Source organism: Streptomyces griseus subsp. griseus (genome assembly GCF_003610995.1).
Classification (GTDB): Bacteria; Actinomycetota; Actinomycetes; order Streptomycetales; family Streptomycetaceae; genus Streptomyces.
The window spans coordinates 3,811,136-3,829,746 of sequence record NZ_CP032543.1 but is presented as its reverse complement, the minus strand read 5'-3'; the positions used below and the strand labels follow the sequence as shown (position 1 = coordinate 3,829,746).

At 69.4% G+C, this 18,611-nt stretch carries 17 protein-coding genes; 7 read left to right on the top strand and 10 right to left on the bottom strand.

The genetic code is table 11. The annotated features are described in order from the left end of the window. The first annotated feature begins 52 nt into the window (after positions 1–52). Entirely contained in the window at positions 53–934 is an 882-nt protein-coding gene (locus D6270_RS17045; RefSeq protein ID WP_109164638.1) for a GNAT family N-acetyltransferase, read from the top strand. An 80-nt stretch (positions 935–1,014) separates the two neighbouring features. On the opposite strand, the gene D6270_RS17040 is transcribed toward D6270_RS17045, so the two are convergent. Both D6270_RS17040 and D6270_RS17035 read right to left on the bottom strand, forming a co-directional pair. Then, entirely contained in the window at positions 1,015–1,437 is a 423-nt protein-coding gene (locus D6270_RS17040) for a GlcG/HbpS family heme-binding protein (RefSeq protein WP_109164639.1), read from the bottom strand. Positions 1,438–1,517: 80 nt separating this feature from the next. Beyond that, positions 1,518–2,729, bottom strand: a complete 1,212-nt coding sequence (locus D6270_RS17035) for an MFS transporter (RefSeq protein ID WP_109164640.1) — start codon at positions 2,727–2,729, stop codon at positions 1,518–1,520. A 138-nt stretch (positions 2,730–2,867) separates the two neighbouring features. On the opposite strand from D6270_RS17035, the gene D6270_RS17030 reads away from it, so the two are divergent. Next, entirely contained in the window at positions 2,868–3,326 is a 459-nt protein-coding gene (locus tag D6270_RS17030; protein ID WP_109164641.1) for a MarR family winged helix-turn-helix transcriptional regulator, read from the top strand. A 28-nt stretch (positions 3,327–3,354) separates the two neighbouring features. Beyond that, positions 3,355–3,807, top strand: coding sequence for a GNAT family N-acetyltransferase (locus tag D6270_RS17025; protein ID WP_109164642.1), 453 nt, complete (start codon positions 3,355–3,357; stop codon positions 3,805–3,807). A 97-nt stretch (positions 3,808–3,904) separates the two neighbouring features. On the opposite strand, the gene D6270_RS17020 is transcribed toward D6270_RS17025, so the two are convergent. After that, positions 3,905–5,284 (bottom strand): serine hydrolase domain-containing protein, encoded by a 1,380-nt coding sequence (locus D6270_RS17020; RefSeq protein ID WP_109164643.1) that lies wholly within the window; start codon positions 5,282–5,284, stop codon positions 3,905–3,907. 301 nt (positions 5,285–5,585) lie between these two features. After that, complete coding sequence (dnaB, locus tag D6270_RS17010; RefSeq protein ID WP_109164644.1) at positions 5,586–7,061, bottom strand: replicative DNA helicase; 1,476 nt, start codon at positions 7,059–7,061, stop codon at positions 5,586–5,588. 458 nt (positions 7,062–7,519) lie between these two features. Here dnaB and D6270_RS17005 point away from each other — a divergent pair, with 458 nt between their 5' ends. Continuing rightward, positions 7,520–8,857, top strand: a complete 1,338-nt coding sequence (locus D6270_RS17005) for an MATE family efflux transporter (RefSeq protein WP_109164645.1) — start codon at positions 7,520–7,522, stop codon at positions 8,855–8,857. A gap of 225 nt (positions 8,858–9,082) precedes the next feature. Here D6270_RS17005 and rplI read toward each other — a convergent pair whose 3' ends face one another. The 4 genes from rplI to rpsF form a co-directional block, all read right to left on the bottom strand. Continuing rightward, entirely contained in the window at positions 9,083–9,529 is a 447-nt protein-coding gene (gene rplI, locus D6270_RS17000; RefSeq protein ID WP_018513854.1) for a 50S ribosomal protein L9, read from the bottom strand. A gap of 18 nt (positions 9,530–9,547) precedes the next feature. Continuing rightward, positions 9,548–9,784: a 30S ribosomal protein S18 gene (rpsR, locus tag D6270_RS16995; protein WP_003967857.1), complete on the bottom strand. Its 237-nt coding sequence runs from the start codon at positions 9,782–9,784 to the stop codon at positions 9,548–9,550. Positions 9,785–9,829: 45 nt separating this feature from the next. Further along, a complete protein-coding gene (locus D6270_RS16990; RefSeq protein WP_109164646.1) occupies positions 9,830–10,459 on the bottom strand; it encodes a single-stranded DNA-binding protein in 630 nt (209 codons plus the stop codon). Between the two features lie 74 nt (positions 10,460–10,533). Further along, a complete protein-coding gene (gene rpsF, locus D6270_RS16985) occupies positions 10,534–10,824 on the bottom strand; it encodes a 30S ribosomal protein S6 (protein ID WP_015609864.1) in 291 nt (96 codons plus the stop codon). 338 nt (positions 10,825–11,162) lie between these two features. Here rpsF and D6270_RS16980 point away from each other — a divergent pair, with 338 nt between their 5' ends. From D6270_RS16980 to D6270_RS16970, 3 genes are all read left to right on the top strand, one after another. Then, positions 11,163–11,504, top strand: coding sequence for a hypothetical protein (locus D6270_RS16980; protein ID WP_109164647.1), 342 nt, complete (start codon positions 11,163–11,165; stop codon positions 11,502–11,504). Between the two features lie 162 nt (positions 11,505–11,666). Beyond that, complete coding sequence (locus D6270_RS16975) at positions 11,667–12,785, top strand: lipid II:glycine glycyltransferase FemX (RefSeq protein WP_109164648.1); 1,119 nt, start codon at positions 11,667–11,669, stop codon at positions 12,783–12,785. Positions 12,786–12,846: 61 nt separating this feature from the next. Continuing rightward, the gene (locus D6270_RS16970) at positions 12,847–13,878 is read left to right on the top strand and encodes an alanine racemase (RefSeq protein WP_109164649.1); all 1,032 of its coding nucleotides are present in this window, start codon (positions 12,847–12,849) and stop codon (positions 13,876–13,878) included. Positions 13,879–13,893: 15 nt separating this feature from the next. On the opposite strand, the gene D6270_RS16965 is transcribed toward D6270_RS16970, so the two are convergent. Further along, on the bottom strand, positions 13,894–15,396 hold the full coding sequence (locus D6270_RS16965; RefSeq protein WP_109164650.1) for a glycosyltransferase family 87 protein: 1,503 nt from the start codon (positions 15,394–15,396) through the stop codon (positions 13,894–13,896). A gap of 171 nt (positions 15,397–15,567) precedes the next feature. After that, entirely contained in the window at positions 15,568–18,270 is a 2,703-nt protein-coding gene (locus D6270_RS16960; RefSeq protein WP_204117105.1) for a transglycosylase domain-containing protein, read from the bottom strand. Positions 18,271–18,611 lie beyond the last annotated feature (341 nt).

The following is an 18,611-nucleotide window of genomic DNA, read 5'->3' as shown; positions in this document are numbered from 1 at the left end:
AGTTCCGGGAAACCGCTGGACGGGCGATCACCGGGTCGGACAGCCTGACCCCATGCACAGCCCATCACCCCTGCCCCTCGTCGACCTGCCCGTACGGCGCCTCACGCGGGGAGATCTGGTCTCCTGCGCCGACCTCTCCGAAGACCGGGGCTGGCCGCGCGACGAGCACCGATGGGGGCTGCTCCTCTCCGCGGGTACGGGATACGGGATCGCGGAACCCGACGGGAGGGGCCTGGTAGCGGCCTGTGTGGTGATGCCGTACGGGCCCCGCCTGGCGACCGTCGGCATGCTGCTCGTCGCCGGACGCCACGCCCGTCAGGGGATCGCGCGGCGGCTCATGCGCCATGTGATGGAGGAGGCCGGGCCGACCCCGCTCGCGCTGTACGCCACACCCGAGGGGCAGCCGCTCTACGAGAAGCTCGGCTTCGCCCATGTGGGCGGCGCCCAGCGGGTGCTGGGCCGGTTCCGGGCGGGGGACGGGGCTGCGGCGGCTCCGGAGCCGGCCGTGGCCACCCGCCCGGCGGCCGCAGATGATCTTCAGGCGATGGTCCGCCTCGACCTGCCGGTCTTCGGTATCGACCGTACGCACCTCATCGCCCGGCTCCCGGCCTTCTCCGACCGGCTTCAGGTCGCGGAGGAGAACGGCGAGCTGACCGGTTACGCGGCCCTCTGGCCGAGCGGTGAGGCCCATGTCGTCGGCCCGCTGGTGGCGCGGGACACGGCCACCGCCAAGGCCCTCGTCACCGCGCTGGCGGCCACGACGGACCGGCCGTTGCGGACCGATGTGGACGCGCGCCACGAGGAGCTGCTCGGCTGGCTGGTGGAGCGCGGCCTGGAGCCGGGCTCCCGGACCTCGGTGATGACGTACGGCATCGACGACCTCCCGGGCGACGCCTCCCGCAGGTTCGCCCCGCTGACCATCGCGACGGGCTGACGCGCGGCAGCCGCACCGCCGGATCGGGGGGTGCGGCTGCGCTGCGGTCCTTCTTCAGCCCAGGACTCCGGTTCTCCGTCTCAGACGAGCGCGTCGGCCGCGGCCGACGCGAACCCGTGGTCCTGCTCCGGCGCTCCGCCGCCGACGCCGATGGCCCCGATCAGCCGGCCGTCACGGTGCAGCGGGAGGCCGCCGGCGATGAAGAGGAGCGGGCGGTCCAGTGCGGTCGGCAGGGTATGGAAGAGCCCGCCGGGCCGCACCGCGTCGACCAGGTCCGCGGTGGGGGCGTCGAGTTGCAGCGCGGTGAACGCCTTACAGGTGCTGGTCTCTCCGGCGATGAGGACCGCCCGGTCGTCACGCCGGAAGGCCAGCAGGTGGCCGCCCGCGTCCACGACACTCACGGCGACGGCGGCCCCGGCCCCCTCGGCGGCGCTGCGGGCCGCTGTGACGAGGGCCTCGGCGTCCTGGATGGTCAGCGGGGCGACAGCGGTGGTGGTGCTCATGGAACTGCTCCTCATTCGTTGCTCGGTGCGGTGGGAGGGGGTGGTGGGTGGTGCGGTGAAGGGAGGCCCTGGGGTGGGGCTCAGTGCCGGGCCGGGGCGGTGACCGGCGCTGGGGTGCTCCCGGCGACGATGCGGCCTCCGGCGGTGGCGCCACGGCGCTCCAGCAGGCTGGAGACCACGGCCAGGACCAGGGCGGAGGCGGCGAGGGCCGCGCCGGCCCAGTTGGGGGCGGTGTAGCCGAGACCGGCGGCGATCACGAGGCCGCCGAGCCAGGCGGCGAGGGCGTTGCCGAGGTTGAAGGCCCCGATGTTGACGGCGGAGGCCAGGGTGGGGGCGCCCGCCGCCTGGTCGAGGACCCGCTTCTGCAACGGGGGCACGGTCGCGAAGCCCAGGGCGCCGATGAGGACGATGGTGATGGCCGCGGTCGCCTTGTTGTGGGCGGTCACGGTGAACAGGGCCAGGACGAGGGCGAGCGCGCCGAGCGAGACGTACAGCATCGGCATCAGATGACGGTCGGCGAACCGTCCGCCGACCAGGTTGCCGCCCACCATGCCGAGGCCGAAGAGGACCAGCAGCCAGGTGACGGAGGAGGCCGAGTAGCCGGCGACCTCGGTCATCATCGGGGTGATGTAGGTGATCGCGGCGAAGACTCCGCCGAAGCCCAGGACGGTCATGGCCATCGCGAGGAGGACCTGGACGTTGCGGAACGCGGCCAGTTCGTGGCGGATCCGGACGCCTTCGGGCCTGGGCTGCTCGGGGACGAGCCTGGCGACGCCGAGGAGTCCGATCACGCCCAGCAGCGCCACGATGACGAACGTGGTGCGCCAGCCGGCGGACTGCCCGATGTAGGTGCCGAGCGGGACGCCGACGACGTTGGCGACGGTGAGCCCGGTGAACATCATGGCGATGGCACCGGCCTTCTTCTGCGGGGCGACCAGATCGGCGGCGACCACCGAGCCGATGCCGAAGAAGGCGCCGTGCGCGAGGGAGGCCACCACCCGGCCGGCGAGCATGACGCCGAAGACGGGGGCGAGGGCGGACACCAGGTTGCCCACGATGAACAGCCCCATCAGGAGCATCAGCATCCGCTTACGGGTGACCCGGGTGCCCAGGAGGGTCATCAGCGGGGCACCGAGGACGACTCCGAGCGCGTAGCCCGTCACCAGGAAGCCTGCGGTCGGGATCGAGACCTGGAAGTCCGCGGCCACCTCGGGGAGCAACCCCATGATCACGAACTCGGTCGTCCCGATCCCGAATGCCCCGATGGCCAGGGCCAGGAGCGCGAGCGGCATGGGTTTCACCTTCCTGAAGATTGCGTCTGCGCCTTACGAGCGTCGACAATAATTGCATGCGCTGGTTAATTGCAAACGCGGGCTATTGCAGGCGTCCCCTATCCTGGAACCACGCAGCTCCGGCCCGGAGGAGAGACCATGACCGCGACCGACCCCGCTCTGACCGCCCTCGCCCAGAGCTGGTGCGCCCTCTCCCTGCTCCACGGGAAGATCGAGGCCCGCATCGAGCGCGCCCTCCAGTCGGGCCACGGGCTCAGCGCGCGCGAATACTCGCTCCTCGATGTGCTGAGCCGACAGCACAGCGGCCCCGGCGGCCATCTCCAGATGAAGCAGGTCGCCGACGCCGTGGTCCTCAGCCAGAGCGCCACCACCCGGCTGGTCACCAGGCTGGAGGACCGGGGGCTGCTGACCCGGTACCTGTGCGACACCGACCGCCGGGGCATCTACACCGATGTCACCGAGACGGGCCTCGCCCTGCTCGCGGAGGCCCGGCCGACCAACGACAGCGCCCTGAGGGCGGCGTTGGACGAGGCCTCGGAGAACCCCGAGCTCGCGCCCTTGGTCCGGGCCGTGGAAGAGCTGAAGGTCCCGGTCTGACCGCCGAGGAGCGCGTAATCTGCCGATCATGAGTGATCTTGAGATACGCCCCGTTGCCGAGACCGACCTCGACGCCGTGGTGGCCATGCTGGCCGACGACCCACTCGGCGCGCAGCGCGAGTCGCCGGACGACCTCGCCCCGTACCGCGCGGCGCTCCGGCGGCTGGCCGACGACCCGAACCAGCATGTCGTCGTCGCCGTCCGCGAGGGCCGTGTGGTCGGGACCCTCCAGCTGACCGTGGTGCCCGGGCTGTCCCGGCGCGGTGCCATCCGGTCGATCATCGAGGCCGTCCGCATCCACGCCGACGAGCGGGGCAGCGGCCTCGGCACACAGCTGATCCAGTGGGCGGTCGACGAATCCCGCCGTCAGGACTGCCAGTTGGTGCAGCTGACCTCGGACGCCACCCGTAAGGACGCGCACCGCTTCTACGAGCGGCTCGGGTTCACGGCCAGCCACGTGGGCTTCAAGCTCGCGCTCTGAAGGGCTCTTTGAAGGGCTTCCCTTCCGAACGGCAACGGGCGGTGGGGTGGGTGTTTCACGTGAAACACCCACCCCACCGCCCGTCACGGCTCAGGCGTCAGCCGCCGAGCCCCCGCCAGCCCGCCGGGTCCAGCCCCCCGGGAACGTCCGCTCCCGCCTCATAGGGCTCACGGGTGAAGACGAACGAGCCGAGGTCGAGGTGGTCGACCGAACCGTCCTCCCTCCGTACGACACTCAGCGTCTCCCCCGCGTAGTAGTCGTCCAGCCCCGTCCAGGTGCCGTCCGGCCGGGGAACGAAGGCGGCTCCGCGCCCGGCGCCGCCCAGTGGCCTGAGATCAAGGCTCCGGCCGCCGGTCAGCCTCAGCGTGAACGTGTGGGTCCCCCAGTGCCAGATCCCGGTCAGGGCCAGCAGCTCCTCGTCGGCCTCGGGAAGCGGGCACCAGGGCTCCGGGATCCGCGGCTCCGCGTCCGCGACGATGCTCAGGAGTTCGGCCGCCACCGTGGCGACCGGCAGCCCGGAGGTGGCATTGGCGAGGGCGACCGCGGCGACGTCGTCCTCCTCACTGAACCAGAGGCCGGCGACGAACCCGGGCAGCGAACCCGCGTGCCCGAAGAGGACACGGCTGTCGGCCTTCACGATCTGGAGGCCGAGGCCGTATCCGTTGCCCCCGGCCTCGGCGGCGGGTACGGCGGGCGTCCTCATCTCCCGTACGGAGGCAGCCGACAGAACCCGGTCGTCGCCCTCGGCCAGGAAGGCGGCGAACCGCATCAGGTCGGCAGCGGTCGACCAGAGCTGACCGGCGGGCGCCATCAGTCCGAGGTCCTCGGCGGGCTCGCTCAGCACCACGTCGGCCCACGGATGGACGGCCCAGCCCTCCGCGTACGGAGCGACCGGACCGCCCGTCGTACGGTGCATCCCCAGCGGCTCCAGGACCTCGCGGCGCAGCGCCTCCTCCCAGGAGACCCCCCGCACGGCTTCGACCAGCGAACCGAGCAGGGAGTACCCCGGGTTGGAGTAGTGGAAGCGGTGGCCCGCCGGGTGCATCTGCGGCTGCTCACCGAGCACATCGGCCAGCTCGGGACGTAGCGTCCCCGGGGTCCTCTCCCACCAGGGGGCGGGCGCCTCGGCACCAAGTCCCGCGCTGTGGCCGAGCAGCTGGAACACGGTCGCCCCGCCCGCACCGGTGCCGGGAAGGTGCTTCTCCAACTGGTCGTCCAGGTCGATCAGCCCCTCGTCGCGCAGCCGCAGGACCAGAACAGCCGTGAACGTCTTGGTGATCGACCCGATCCGGTACTGCCTGTCGGCATCCGGGGCCCGCCCCTCCAGGCCCGTACGCCCCCCGCTCCACAGGATCCGGCCCTTCCGCTGCACCGCGCCCACGAGCGAGGGCGCACGCCCCTCCCGCTGTGCGGTGGCGAGACGGTGGAGGAGGGCACGGCGGGTGCCGGGGAGCAGTTCTTCACTGGGAGAAGTCATGGACAACCCATACCTGACGGGCTGCCACCTGACGAGAGGATTACCGGGCGCGACGCGCACTCCCCACGCGTTGTTCGGCGAGGTCCAGCCGATCCTCCCCCTCCGCCGCGGTGAAGTGACTGACGGCCCGGTCGATGGCGCCGGTGATCGGTCCACCTGCCGCCAGAACGTTGCCGGGAAGGAAGTCCATGCGCGCGGCGTCGTGCCCGGCCAGGCGAAGGCGCTCGGCAGGAGCCCAACTCTGGGGTGGAGAAGTCGCCAGGCCGAGTATTTCCCAGGGCGGAGCGGCCCTGCGGGGCCCTCAGGTCTGCGCCATGTCCACGAAACGCGAGTAGTGGCCCTGGAAGGCCACGGTGATGGTGGCCGTCGGGCCGTTTCGGTGCTTGCCGACGATGATGTCGGCCTCGCCCGCGCGCGGGGACTCCTTCTCGTACGCGTCCTCGCGGTGGAGCAGGATGACCATGTCCGCGTCCTGCTCGATGGAGCCGGACTCACGCAGGTCGGAGACCATCGGCTTCTTGTCCGTGCGCTGCTCGGGGCCACGGTTCAGCTGCGAGAGCGCGATCACCGGGACCTCCAGCTCCTTGGCCAGGAGCTTCAGGTTTCGGGACATGTCCGAGACCTCCTGCTGGCGGCTCTCGGACCGCTTCGACCCACCGGCCTGCATCAGCTGCAGATAGTCGATGATCACGAGCTTGATGTCGTTGCGCTGCTTGAGCCGGCGGCACTTCGCGCGGATCTCCATCATCGACAGGTTGGGGGAGTCGTCGATGTAGAGCGGGGCGGCCGAGACCTCGGGCATCCGGCGGGCGAGCCGTGTCCAGTCCTCGTCCGTCATCGTGCCGGACCGCATGTGGTGCAGGGCCACCCGCGCCTCGGCCGACAGCAGGCGCATCGCGATCTCGTTGCGCCCCATCTCGAGGGAGAAGATGACGCTGGGCAGGTTGTTCTTGATCGACGCGGCGCGTGCGAAGTCCAGCGCCAGCGTGGACTTGCCCATGGCCGGGCGGGCCGCGATGACGATCATCTGGCCGGGGTGCATGCCGTTCGTCAGGGCGTCGAGGTCCGTGAACCCCGTCGGGACACCCGTCATCTCACCGCTGCGCGAGCCGATGGCCTCGATCTCGTCGAGTGCGCCCTCCATGATGTCGCCGAGAGGGAGGTAGTCCTCGCTGGTGCGCTGCTCGGTGACCGCGTAGATCTCGGCCTGCGCGGAGTTGACGATCTCGTCGACGTCCCCGTCCGCCGCGTATCCCATCTGCGTGATCTTCGTGCCGGCCTCCACGAGCCGCCGGAGGACCGCCCGCTCGTGGACGATCTCCGCGTAGAAGGAGGCGTTGGCCGCGGTCGGGACGGACTGCACCAGGGTGTGCAGGTACGGCGCCCCGCCGACCTTGGTGATCTCCCCGCGCTTGACCAGCTCGGCGGCGACCGTGATCGGGTCGGCCGGCTCGCCCTTGGCGTAGAGGTCGAGGATCGCCGTGAAGACGGTCTCGTGCGCCGGGCGGTAGAAGTCGTGCCCCTTGATGACCTCGACGACCTCGGCGATGGCGTCCTTGGACAGCAGCATGCCGCCCAGGACCGACTGCTCCGCGTCCAGGTCCTGGGGCGGCACCCGTTCGAAGGAGGGGGAGCCGCCCCAGCCCTCGTCCGAGCCCCGGTCGTGCCGGTCCTCGCGGCCCCCCTTGCGCTCCCCGCGACGCTGGCGGGAGGCGGGCAGACGGTCGCCGGGACCAGCCTCGGTCCAGGGGTCGTCCAAAGGCTCGGGAATGCTCACCGGGCCCACCTCCTCCCGTCCGCTTCGCGGACCTAGCCGTGCCACTCTTTCTTACGGCACGGCACCGACAAACAAGTCGCCCGACTCCGCTTCCGGCGCGTCTGGTTCTGCTGATTCCGGTGCCGGAACGGAGTGCGGGCGCCGGACCACGGTAGGCCTGTCTCCACCGTCAGCCAATCTGGTTATCCACAGGGCATGTGGATGAAGGGCCAGATGCTGTGGAGAACTCCTCAGAACCTGTGCACGGACCGGGGGACAGCACTGTGGACAAACTCATAGCAGGATCCCCATCACCCGCTTGACCTGCATGTTCTCCGTCCACTGACTGTGGGGGAGAAAAACTTTCACCCCGATTTCAAGATCACTGCGAACAGCGCCCGGATGAGCGCCCCATGGGAGCTCAAGTAAGGGACAGTAGGCCATTGCATCTCTTACCTGTGGAAGATTAGATTGACCCCATGACCCCGGCCCCCACCACCCCCCGAACAGGCCGCCGACGGCACGACCGCGAGATCATCGCCCTCGCCGTACCCGCGTTCGGCGCGCTGGTCGCCGAGCCCCTGTTCGTGATGGTCGACAGCGCCATCGTCGGCCACCTCGGCACCCCGCAACTGGCCGGTCTCGGGATCGCCGCGGCCCTGCTGATGACCGCCGTGAGCATCTTCGTCTTCCTCGCCTACGCCACCACGGCAGCCGTCGCCCGACGCGTCGGAGCCGGCGATCTGCCCGCCGCGATCCGCCAGGGCATGGACGGGATCTGGCTCGCCCTGCTCCTCGGTGGCGTCGTCGTGGCGCTCGCCATCCCCTCGGCCCCCTGGCTCGTCGACGTCTTCGGCGCCTCCGATACCGCCGCCCCGTACGCCATCACCTATCTACGGATCTCCAGCTTCGGCATCCCGGCGATGCTCGTCGTCCTCGCCGCCACCGGCGTACTGCGCGGGCTCCAGGACACCCGTACCCCGCTGTACGTCGCCATCGGCGGTTTCACGGCCAACGGCATCCTCAACGTGGTCCTCGTCTACGGGGCCGGGCTCGGCATCGCCGGTTCCGCCTGGGGCACGGTGATCGCCCAGGTGGGCATGGCCGTCGCCTATCTGATCGTGGTCGTGCGCGGAGCCCGTAGACACGGCGCCTCCCTGCGCCCCGACGCCGCCGGCATCAGGGCCAGCGCCCGCGCGGGCGTGCCGCTCCTGGTCCGGACACTCTCGCTCCGGGCCGTCCTCATGATCGCTACCGCCGTGGCCGCCCGGCTCGGGGACGTCGACATCGCCGCGCACCAGATCATCCTCTCCCTCTGGAGCCTGACCGCGTTCGCCCTCGACGCCATCGCGATCGCGGGGCAGGCGATCATCGGCCGCTACCTGGGGGCGGATGACGAGGAGGGGGCGCGCGAGGCGTGCCGTCGCATGGTCGAGTGGGGCATCGGCTGCGGCATCGCGCTCGGGGTGCTGATCATGCTGGCCCGGCCCCTCTTCATCCCGCTCTTCACCAGCGATCCGGCGGTGAAGGACACCCTGCTCCCCGCCCTTCTGGTCGTGGCCGTCTCGCAGCCGATCGCCGGAGTGGTCTTCGTCCTGGATGGCGTACTGATGGGCGCGGGAGACGGACGCTATCTCGCGTGGGCCATGCTCGCGACGCTGGCCGTCTTCGCTCCCGTCGCGCTCCTGGTGCCTTCCCTGGGCGGTGGCCTCACCGCACTCTGGTGGGCGATGACGCTGATGATGGGCGTCCGGCTGATCACCCTCTGGGTGCGCACCCGCTCCGGCCGGTGGATCGTCACCGGAGCGACCCGCTGAGCCGCGGCCTCCACGGACCGTTTCACGTGAAACGGAAACGGTCCGCCCGAGCCTGAGCCCAACCATGACGCGAACCACGAGCCCGACCGACGAAGCGAACCATCCGCGCTGTTTCACGTGAAACACGTCGTCCTGTTTCACGTGAAACGGGCCCACACCCCCGCATTCAGCAAAGGGCCGCATCCCCAACGGGATGCGGCCCTTCACCTCTGCCTAGCTCTGCCCTTAGGCAGCAACGACCTCGACGGCCAGCTTCGCAGCGACCTCGGGGTGCAGACGGACGGACACCTGGTGTCCGCCCAGCGTCTTGATCGGCGAACCGAGCTCGACGCGACGCTTGTCGACGTCCGGACCACCGGCGGCCTTGATCGCCGAAGCGACGTCAGCCGGGGTGACCGAGCCGAAGAGACGGCCGGCGTCGCCGGAGCGAACAGCCAGACGGACCTTCACGCCCTCGAGCTTGGCCTTGATCTCGTTGGCCTGCTCGATCGTCGCAATCTCGTGGATCTTGCGGGCGCGGCGGATCTGCGCCACGTCCTTCTCGCCGCCCTTGGTCCAGCGGATGGCGAAGCCACGCGGAACCAGGTAGTTGCGGGCGTACCCGTCCTTGACGTCGACGACGTCGCCGGCGGTGCCGAGGCCGGAGACCTCGTGGGTGAGGATGATCTTCATGCTGTTGTCACCCTTCCCTTATCGCGCGGTGGACGTGTAGGGCAGCAGCGCCATCTCACGGCTGTTCTTGACAGCCGTGGCGACGTCACGCTGGTGCTGCGTGCAGTTGCCGGTGACGCGGCGGGCACGGATCTTGCCGCGGTCGGAAATGAACTTCCGCAGCATGTTCGTGTCCTTGTAGTCCACGTACTGGGTCTTGTCCTTGCAGAACGCGCAGACCTTCTTCTTAGGCTTGCGCACAGGCGGCTTCGCCATGGTGTTTCTCCTGTGTGATCAAGAAGTGGGGGTACGAGCCCGCCCCTAGAAGGGGGGCTCGTCCGAGTAGCCGCCGCCGGAACCACCGGAGCCGCCGGAGCCACCGGGGCTTCCGCCCCAGCCGCCTCCGCCGCCCTGCTGGCCCCCGCCCTGCGGGCCGCCTGACGGCGCGCCGGTCGCCCACGGGTCGTCGGCGGGAGCACCGCCGCCGCCCTGCTGGCCACCGCCACCGGAGCCGCCGCCCCAGTTGCCGCCACCCTGCTGGCCGCCACCGCCGCCGTATCCGCCCTGGCCGCCCTGACCGCCGCGACCGGTGGTCTTGGTGACCTTGGCCGTGGCGTTCTTGAGGCTGGGGCCGACTTCCTCGACGTCCAGCTCGTAGACCGTGCGCTTGACGCCCTCACGGTCCTCGTAGGACCGCTGCTTCAGCCGGCCCTGCACGACGACGCGCATGCCTCGCTGGAGCGACTCCGCGACGTTCTCCGCCGCCTGACGCCAGACCGAGCAGGTGAGGAACAGGCCTTCGCCGTCCTTCCACTCATTGGTCTGCCGGTCGAAGATGCGGGGAGTGGACGCGACACGGAACTTCGCGACCGCCGCACCGGACGGGGTGAAGCGCAGCTCGGGGTCGTCGACGAGATTGCCGACGACCGTGATGACGGTCTCGCCTGCCATGGGTGAACCTCTCGGCGGGGATTGCTTCTGGCTGCTTGCTGCTACTCGGACCCGAAAACCGCTGAGCTAGGAGCTCAGTGGATCTCGGGACGGAGGACCTTGGTCCGGAGGACCGACTCGTTCAGGTTCATCTGGCGGTCGAGCTCCTTGACGACCGCAGGCTCGGCCTGCAGGTCGATGACCGAGTAGATGCCCTCGGGCTTCTTCTTGATCTCGTAAGCGAGCCGACGACGGCCCCAGGTGTCGACCTTCTCCACCTTTCCGTTGCCCTCACGGACGACGGAGAGGAAGTTCTCGATCAGCGGGGAGACTGCTCGCTCCTCGAGATCGGGGTCGAGGATGACCATCACCTCGTAGTGACGCATGTGGAACCCACCTCCTTTGGACTCAGCGGCCACGGTCGTTCCGTGGCAGGAGGGTCGTGATGCGTATGCGCAACGGTGTCTCCGAGGAGAACACCCGGCACTGACAATCCGCTCCCGGGAAGATTCCTTGGGGAGGGGTTCGCCGCGCTGGCCTGGGCAGACACCGGTGCAGACCGTACAGACTACCTGTAGACCGGCTTCCGGTTGAAATCCGGAGGTCAGCGAGCACATCCGGTCCGGATTCGGAGGGCGGATCCGAAGCCTCGGAGGCACAATCGAGACAGATGCGGTGTGAGAGGCGCTACATTCCACCGCCCGTCCGGCCAGGAGGTCCATCCATGGCACAGACCATTCGTCCCGCCGGCTCCCGCTCCACGACCGGCCGCCCCGCCACCGGCTCGCTCTTCGCGACGGACGGCAGGCCGCACCCCGTACAGGACGTCCTGATGCTGGTGACCGGGGTGCTCGGCGTCCTCGCCTTCGTGACGGCGATGTTCCACAACCTGCACCTGATCAGCTCGTGGGCGGGGCTGGTCGGGATCGTCACCGGCCTCTACGGCCAGTTCATCTCGAAGACCACCTGGGAGAGGTTCGGCCTGATCATGGGGATCGGCGCCTCCGCAGTCGGTTTCTACCTCGGCATGGCGCACGGCGGCCTCTTCGGCGGCGTCATCACCTGACCGGCGCAGGACTCGGTGCGGCCGTCCACGGGGCCGCACCGGTCCGTCGCGGGCGTTCCGGCCCTACGCGGCCAGGCCGGGTGCCCCTCGGTCACAGTAGGCTTCGGCGCGAGAGCCGGAGCCCCTGACCGATGGGGACACACCTGCCGAGGAGCGCCCCGCATGAGCCTGACCCTGAGGACCATCAGCCGAGAGCAGCATCTGGCGTACATCCAGAGCCTGTCCTCGGCCAGTCACTGCCAGGTCCCGGCGTGGGCTGACGTGAAGACCGAATGGCGCTCGGAGAGCCTGGGCTGGTTCGACAAGAGCGGCGAGATCGTCGGCGCCGGCCTCGTCCTGTACCGCCAGCTGCCGAAGATCAAGCGCTACCTGGCGTACCTCCCCGAGGGCCCGGTCATCAACTGGTACGCGCCCAACCTGAGCGACTGGCTCGAGCCGATGCTCGCCCACCTCAAGCAGCAGGGCGCCTTCTCCGTGAAGATGGGCCCGCCGGTGGTCATCCGGCGCTGGGACTCGGCGGCCATCAAGTCCGGCATCCAGGACCCGGACGTCAAGCGCCTGCGCGACGTCGAGGCCACCCACATCGAGCCGCGCGCCTTCGAGGTCGCGGACCGGCTGCGGAAGATGGGCTGGCAGCAGGGCGAGGACGGCGGCGCCGGATTCGGCGACGTACAGCCGCGTTACGTCTTCCAGGTACCGCTGGCCAACCGCTCCCTGGAGGACGTCCTCAAGGGCTTCAACCAGCTGTGGCGCCGCAACATCAAGAAGGCCGACAAGGCCGGTGTCGAGGTCGTCCAGGGCGGCTACGAGGACCTGGCCGAGTGGCAGCGGCTGTACGAGATCACGGCCGTGCGCGACCACTTCCGCCCGCGCCCCCTCTCCTACTTCCAGCGCATGTGGACGGTCCTCAACTCCGAGGATCCCAACCGGATGCGGCTCTACTTCGCCCGGCACAACGGCGTGAACCTCTCCGCCGCCACGATGCTCGTCGTCGGCGGGCACGTCTGGTACTCCTACGGCGCCTCCGACAACATCGGGCGCGAGGTCCGGCCCTCCAACGCCATGCAGTGGCGGATGCTCCGCGACAGCTACGCGATGGGCGCCACCGTCTACGACCTGCGCGGCATCAGCGACTCGCTGGACGAGAACGACCACCTCTTCGGCCTGATCCAGTTCAAGGTCGGCACCGGCGGCGAGGCGGTCGAGTACGTCGGCGAGTGGGACTTCCCGCTGAACAAGGTGCTCCACAAGGCGCTCGACATCTACATGTCGCGCCGCTGACGCGCTGCACGACAGCACCACCCACCGCATCCACAGCCACCAGAAAGGTTCCGGGCCGGCCATGGCGCTCTCCCTCTACGTCGACACCGCGCGCTGGCGGGCGCACCAGAAGTCCGTGATCGACCAGTTCCCCGGGCTCGTACCGGTCTGCAAGGGCAACGGTTACGGTTTCGGCCACGAGCGGCTCGCCGACGAGACGATCCGCTTCGGCTCCGACACCCTCGCCGTCGGCACCACCTACGAGGCCGCCACGATCAAGGACTGGTTCAGCGGCGATCTGCTCGTTCTGACCCCGTTCCGGCGGGGCGAGGAGCCGGTCCCGCTGCCGGACCGCGTCATCCGGTCCGTCTCCTCCGTCGACGGGGTGCACGCCCTGGTGGGCGCCCGGGTCGTCATCGAGTGCATGAGCTCCATGAAGCGCCACGGCGTCAAGGAGGAGGAGCTCGGGCTGCTGCACGCGGCGATCGAGGACGTACGGCTCGAAGGCTTCGCGCTGCACCTGCCGCTGGACCGCACCGACGGCTCGGACGCCGTCGAGGAGGTCATAGGGTGGATGGACCGGCTGCGCGCGGCCCGGCTGCCGCTGCACACGATGTTCGTCAGCCATCTGCGCGCCGAGGAGCTGGCCCGGCTCCAGCAGCAGTTCCCGCAGACCCGTTTCCGCGCCCGTATCGGGACCCGGCTCTGGCTCGGTGACCACGAGGCCACGGAGTACCGGGGCGCCGTCCTGGACGTCACGCCGGTGGTCAAGGGCGACCGGTTCGGCTACCGCCAACAGAAGGCCGCGTCCGACGGCTGGCTGGTCGTCGTCGCGGGCGGTACGTCCCACGGGGTCGGCCTGGAGGCACCCAAGGCGCTGCACGGGGTGATGCCGCGGGCCAAGGGCGTCGCGCGCGCCGGTCTGGCCACGGTCAACCGGAACCTGTCGCCGTTCGTCTGGGCGGGCAAGCAGCGGTGGTTCGCCGAGCCGCCGCACATGCAGGTGTCGATCCTGTTCGTGCCCTCGGACGCGCAGGAGCCGCGGGTCGGTGACGAGCTGGTCGCCCATCTGCGCCACACGACCACGCAGCCCGACCGGCTCGTCGACCACTGACCGACCCGCCGCGGGTCACCGCTCCCGGGCCGCGCCCCACTCCACCTGAGTTCCCGTGACCGTCGGGGCCGCGTGCCCGGAGGGCCGGGCGTCGGGCGCGAACACGAACGCGTCCGGCGCCCCGTCGAGGACTCCGCCCGACGGGTCGTCCGACCCGTCCTCGCGCACCGGGTCCTTCTCCGGCAGCAGGATGTCCCGTACGACCAGGGCGCACAGGTACAGCGTGCCCAGCAGGTGCAGGGCGATCGCGAGGTGGTACCCCTCCTGCGGCAGCCCCTGGTGCTTGTCCCCGCCGCTGGTGTACGCGAGGTAGAACCAGATCCCCAGGAAGTACATGACCTCGCAGGCCTGCCAGATGAGGAAGTCGCGCCAGCGCGGCCTGGCCAGCACGGCGAGCGGGATCAGCCAGAGCACGTACTGCGGTGAGTAGACCTTGTTCGTCAGGACGAAGGCGGCCACCACCAGGAACGCCAGCTGGGCGAAGCGCGGCCGGCGGGCGGCGGTGAGTGCCAGGCCGGCGATGCCCGCGCAGAACACGACCATTAGGACCACGGACGCGGTGTTCACCGTCTCCACGTCGATGGGCTTCCCGGTGCGCTGGGTGATGATCAGCCAGAACGAGCCGAAGTCGATGGGCCGCTCCTGGCTGAAGGTGTAGAACTTCCGCCACCCCTCGGGGGCGTAGAGCATCACCGGCAGGTTCACCGCCAGCCAGGCCGCCCCCGCACCGAGCAGGGCCGTGCCGTACTCGCGCCACCGGCCCGCCCGCCAGCAGAGCACCAGGAGCGGGCCGAGCAGCAGGACGGGGTAGAGCTTGGCGGCCGTCGCGAGGCCGATGAGGATGCCGAACGCGAGCACCCGGCCCCGCGACCACATGAGCATCGCCGCGGCCGTCAGGGCGACGGCCAGCAGGTCCCAGTTGATGGTGGCGGTGAGGGCGAACGCGGGGGCCAGGGCGACCAGCAGGCCGTCCCAGGGGCGCCGCCGGTGGGTGCGTACGGTGCACACGGCGATGACCACCGCGCAGATCATCAGCATGCCCGCATTGACCATCCAGTACATCTGCTCGCGCTGCTGGATGGGGTCGCTGTCCGGCGTGAGGGTCAGCCAGGAGGCGACCTGCATGAAGACCCCGGTCAGTACGGGGTACTCCAGGTACTGCATGTCGCCGCTCAGCCGGTCGAAGTACGGGATCAGCCCGTCGGCGAAACCGCGTCCCAGGAAGAGGTGCGGGATGTCGGAGTAGCAGGCGTGCGTGTACTGCGAGGTGGCTCCGCGGAACCAGGCCCACTCGTAGCAGGGGATCTTCTGGACCATGCCGAGGGCGAACATCCCGATCATGGTCAGGACGACGACGCGTACGGGTGTCAGCGGACCGTCGCCGAGCCGGGCCCAGCGCCCCACCCGGCCGCCGAACAGTTCGCTGCCAGCCGCCGCGACCTCGTCCTGATCCGTGGGCCGCACGACGGGCCGCTCCTGCTGCTGCACGCTCGTGTCCTCTGCACTGGGGCTTGGCATGCCGCACATCCTGCCGTACGGGGCTGTGGCCCGGGCATGGACCGGCCCGGGACACGTCAGGAGGGCTCACGTCTCCCCGAACGCGGCGAGGGCCGCCGCACCCCGTCCGGGTGTCGGCGGCCCTCGTCCTGCGGGCGTCCAGGGCCGGTCACGGCCCCTGCTGCGGTGCGGCTATCCGCCGGTGGTGCCGCTCCAGAACCCGCCACCACCGCTGTTGTTGCCGCCGTTCCCACCGGTGGCACCTTCGGTGGTGCCTTCGGTGGTGCCGGTATTCGCCCCGCCGTCCGCTCCCGCGTTCGCACCGCCATCGGCACCGGCGTTGGCTCCTCCGCCGTCCGCTCCCGCGTTCGCACCGCCGTCCGCGCCGGCGTTGGCCGCACCGCCGTTGGGGTTCTGGCAGTTCCAGTCCCAGGCCTCACAGGTCTTGCTCGGTGTGGGCGAGGGCGTGGTGGGCGTCGGGGACGGCGTCGGCGGCTCCGGCTCCTCGCTGGTGGGCGTCGGAGAAGGCGTCGGGCTGGGCGTCGGGCTCGGGCTGGCCGCGCCACCGCCCCAGACGGTCTCACCGATGGGCTGCGGCTCCGGGAACGAGAGGACCTTCTTCCCCTTCATCGCCGCGGTCATGTAGTCGTGCCAGATGGACGCCGGGAACGAGTTTCCGTGGATCTTCTTCTCGCCGCCGGTGCCGAACATCTTCTCGAACTGGCGCTTCTTGTTGGTCTCGTCGTCGTCCAGGCGGAACATGCTGATCGCCGTCGAGAGCTGCGGGGTGTAGCCGACGAACCAGGCGGACTTGTTGCCGTCCGTCGTACCCGTCTTCCCCGCCGCCTCACGTCCTTCGAGTCGCGCGGGCTTGCCCGTACCGTTCTCCACCACGTTCTTCAGCACGTCCGTGACGTTGTCCGCGATCAGCGGGGAGAAGGCGCGCTTGGCCTGCTTCTTGTGCTGGAAGACGACCTTGCCCTCGTACTTCACCTCTCTGACCGAGTACGTGGGGTTCTGCTGGCCGCTCGTGGCGAAGGTGGCGTAGGCGCCCGCCATCCGGATGGCGCTGGGCGAGGACGTTCCGATGGAGAACGACGGAACGGTGGCGTCCGCCATCATGTCGTCGTCCTTGAGACCGGCGGCGACGGCGGCTTCCTTGACCTTGTCCGTCCCGACGTCCATACCGAGCTGGACGAAGGGGGAGTTGGCCGACTGCTCCATCGCGTGCCGCAGGTCGATCTCACCGTGGTCGAAGTCACCGTCGTTCGTCTGGAGCCACTCGTTGTCGTCCTTGTCCTTCCAGACCTCGCCGTTGTAGTTCTTGATCTGCAGCTTGTTGTCGCCGTTGTAGATGCTCTTCGGCGAGACGATGGTCCGCTCGGACAGGCCCTGTTCCTGCGGGCCCTCCGGGTCACGTACGCCGTACTGCATCGCCGCGGCCAGGACGAAGGGCTTCCAGGTCGAGCCGACCTGAGCGCCGGTCGCGTCGGCGTTGTTGGTGAAGTGCTTCGTGGCGTCCTGCCCGCCGTACGTGGCGAGGATCGCGCCCGTCTTCGTGTCCACCGAGGCACCGCCGAACTCCACATGGGTGTCCGTATCGGGACGCTCCTCGGGGCGGATCTTGGCCTTGTAGACCTTGTCCACCGCCTTGGCGAGCTGGTCCACCTTCTTCCTGTCGAAGGTGGTGTGGATCTCGAAGCCGCCGAGTTCCATCTCCTTGGCGGTGTAGCGCTTGTTGTTGGCGAGGAAGTACTTGCGCGCCAGCTCCACCAGGTAGCCGGTCTGACCGCCCAGCTTGGCGTCCTTCTTCAGCGGCTTGGGCATGGGGAACTCGGTGTACTTGGCCCGCTCCGCCGCCGGCATCTTGCCGTCCTTGACCTGCTCGTCGAGGATCCACGCCCAGCGCTTCTTGGCACGGTCGAGGTTCTTCTCCGGCGTCGCGTTGTTGCGGTCGATGTCCATGGCACCGGCCGGGTCGTAGTAGCTGGCGCCCTTGAGCAGCGTCGCCAGGAAAGCGCACTCGCTCGGGTTGAGCTTCGTGGCTTCCTTGTCGTAGTACGTACGGGCCGCGGCCTGCAGACCGGAGGCGCCGCGCCCGTAGTACGAGACGTTCAGGTAGCCGGCCATGACGTCCCGCTTGTCCGTCTCGTCGGCCACCTTGAGGGTGATGAAGAGCTCTTTGAACTTACGCGTGAACGTCTGGTCCTGGTTGAGCCGGGAGTTCTTCACGTACTGCTGGGTGATGGTCGAACCACCCTGGGTCTGGCCGCCCGTCGCCATGTTGAACACGGCACGGCCGATGCCCTTGGGGTCGATGCCCCGGTCCGTCCAGAAGCTCTTGTTCTCGGCCGAGACCACGGCGTTGCGCATCGCCACGGGAATCTGCTCGTAGCTGATCTCCTGGCGGTTGACCGAACCACCGGTCGCCACCATCGGCTTGCCGTCGGCCCAGTAGTAGACGTTGTTCTGCGCCTTGGCCGCGTCCTGGATGTTCGGCTTGCTCACCAGGGCGTACGAGACACCGGCGATGCCCATCAGCATGCCGAGGAAGCCGACGCAGAGACCGGAGACCAGCTTCCACGAGGGCAGCCAGCGACGGAATCCGTACCGGCCGTACCGCGGGTAGTCGATCAGTCGCTTCTTGCCGGGAGGCCCCGCGTCGCCGCCGCCCCGCCGCCTGCCACCGCCGCGCTGAGCCGCGCGGCGGGCCTCGGCGCGGCTGCTGTACTGGCGCTCTTCGCCGTGCGAACCGGACGGCGATTCGGAAGGTGACGCGGACGTTGCTCTACGTGACGGGGCCGCTCGGCGTCCTGTCGACTGCTGGGCGGCTCGTCTGGCCGCGGCCCGTCCGCCACCTTGCGGCTGGGACGATTTGCGACGGTGCTCGCTCATGGAACGACTACTCCTCGGGCAGGCGAGAGCGCCTGGAAGCGGCAGTTGAGATCCGGTCCCCCCGAATTACGGACCAGCCCTGCGGAAGGCTCATCCGCAGTACATCCGGCAGTCCGCGATGACTGACGTACAACGACGCCTCACGGTTCCCGGTGGTCTGCATGCCGCACAGACTACGCACGGTCAAAACCCTCCTAGGGCCGAAGTTCACCCCAAACAACGCAAGTCGCTCCCTACGAATTGATGATGTGACGCCGCTCACGAAGGTCACCCTTGTCGAACCCGGCGGACCGATCTATCGTGCTGATGTATCGAATCGATACATCAGGGCGGCATAAGTA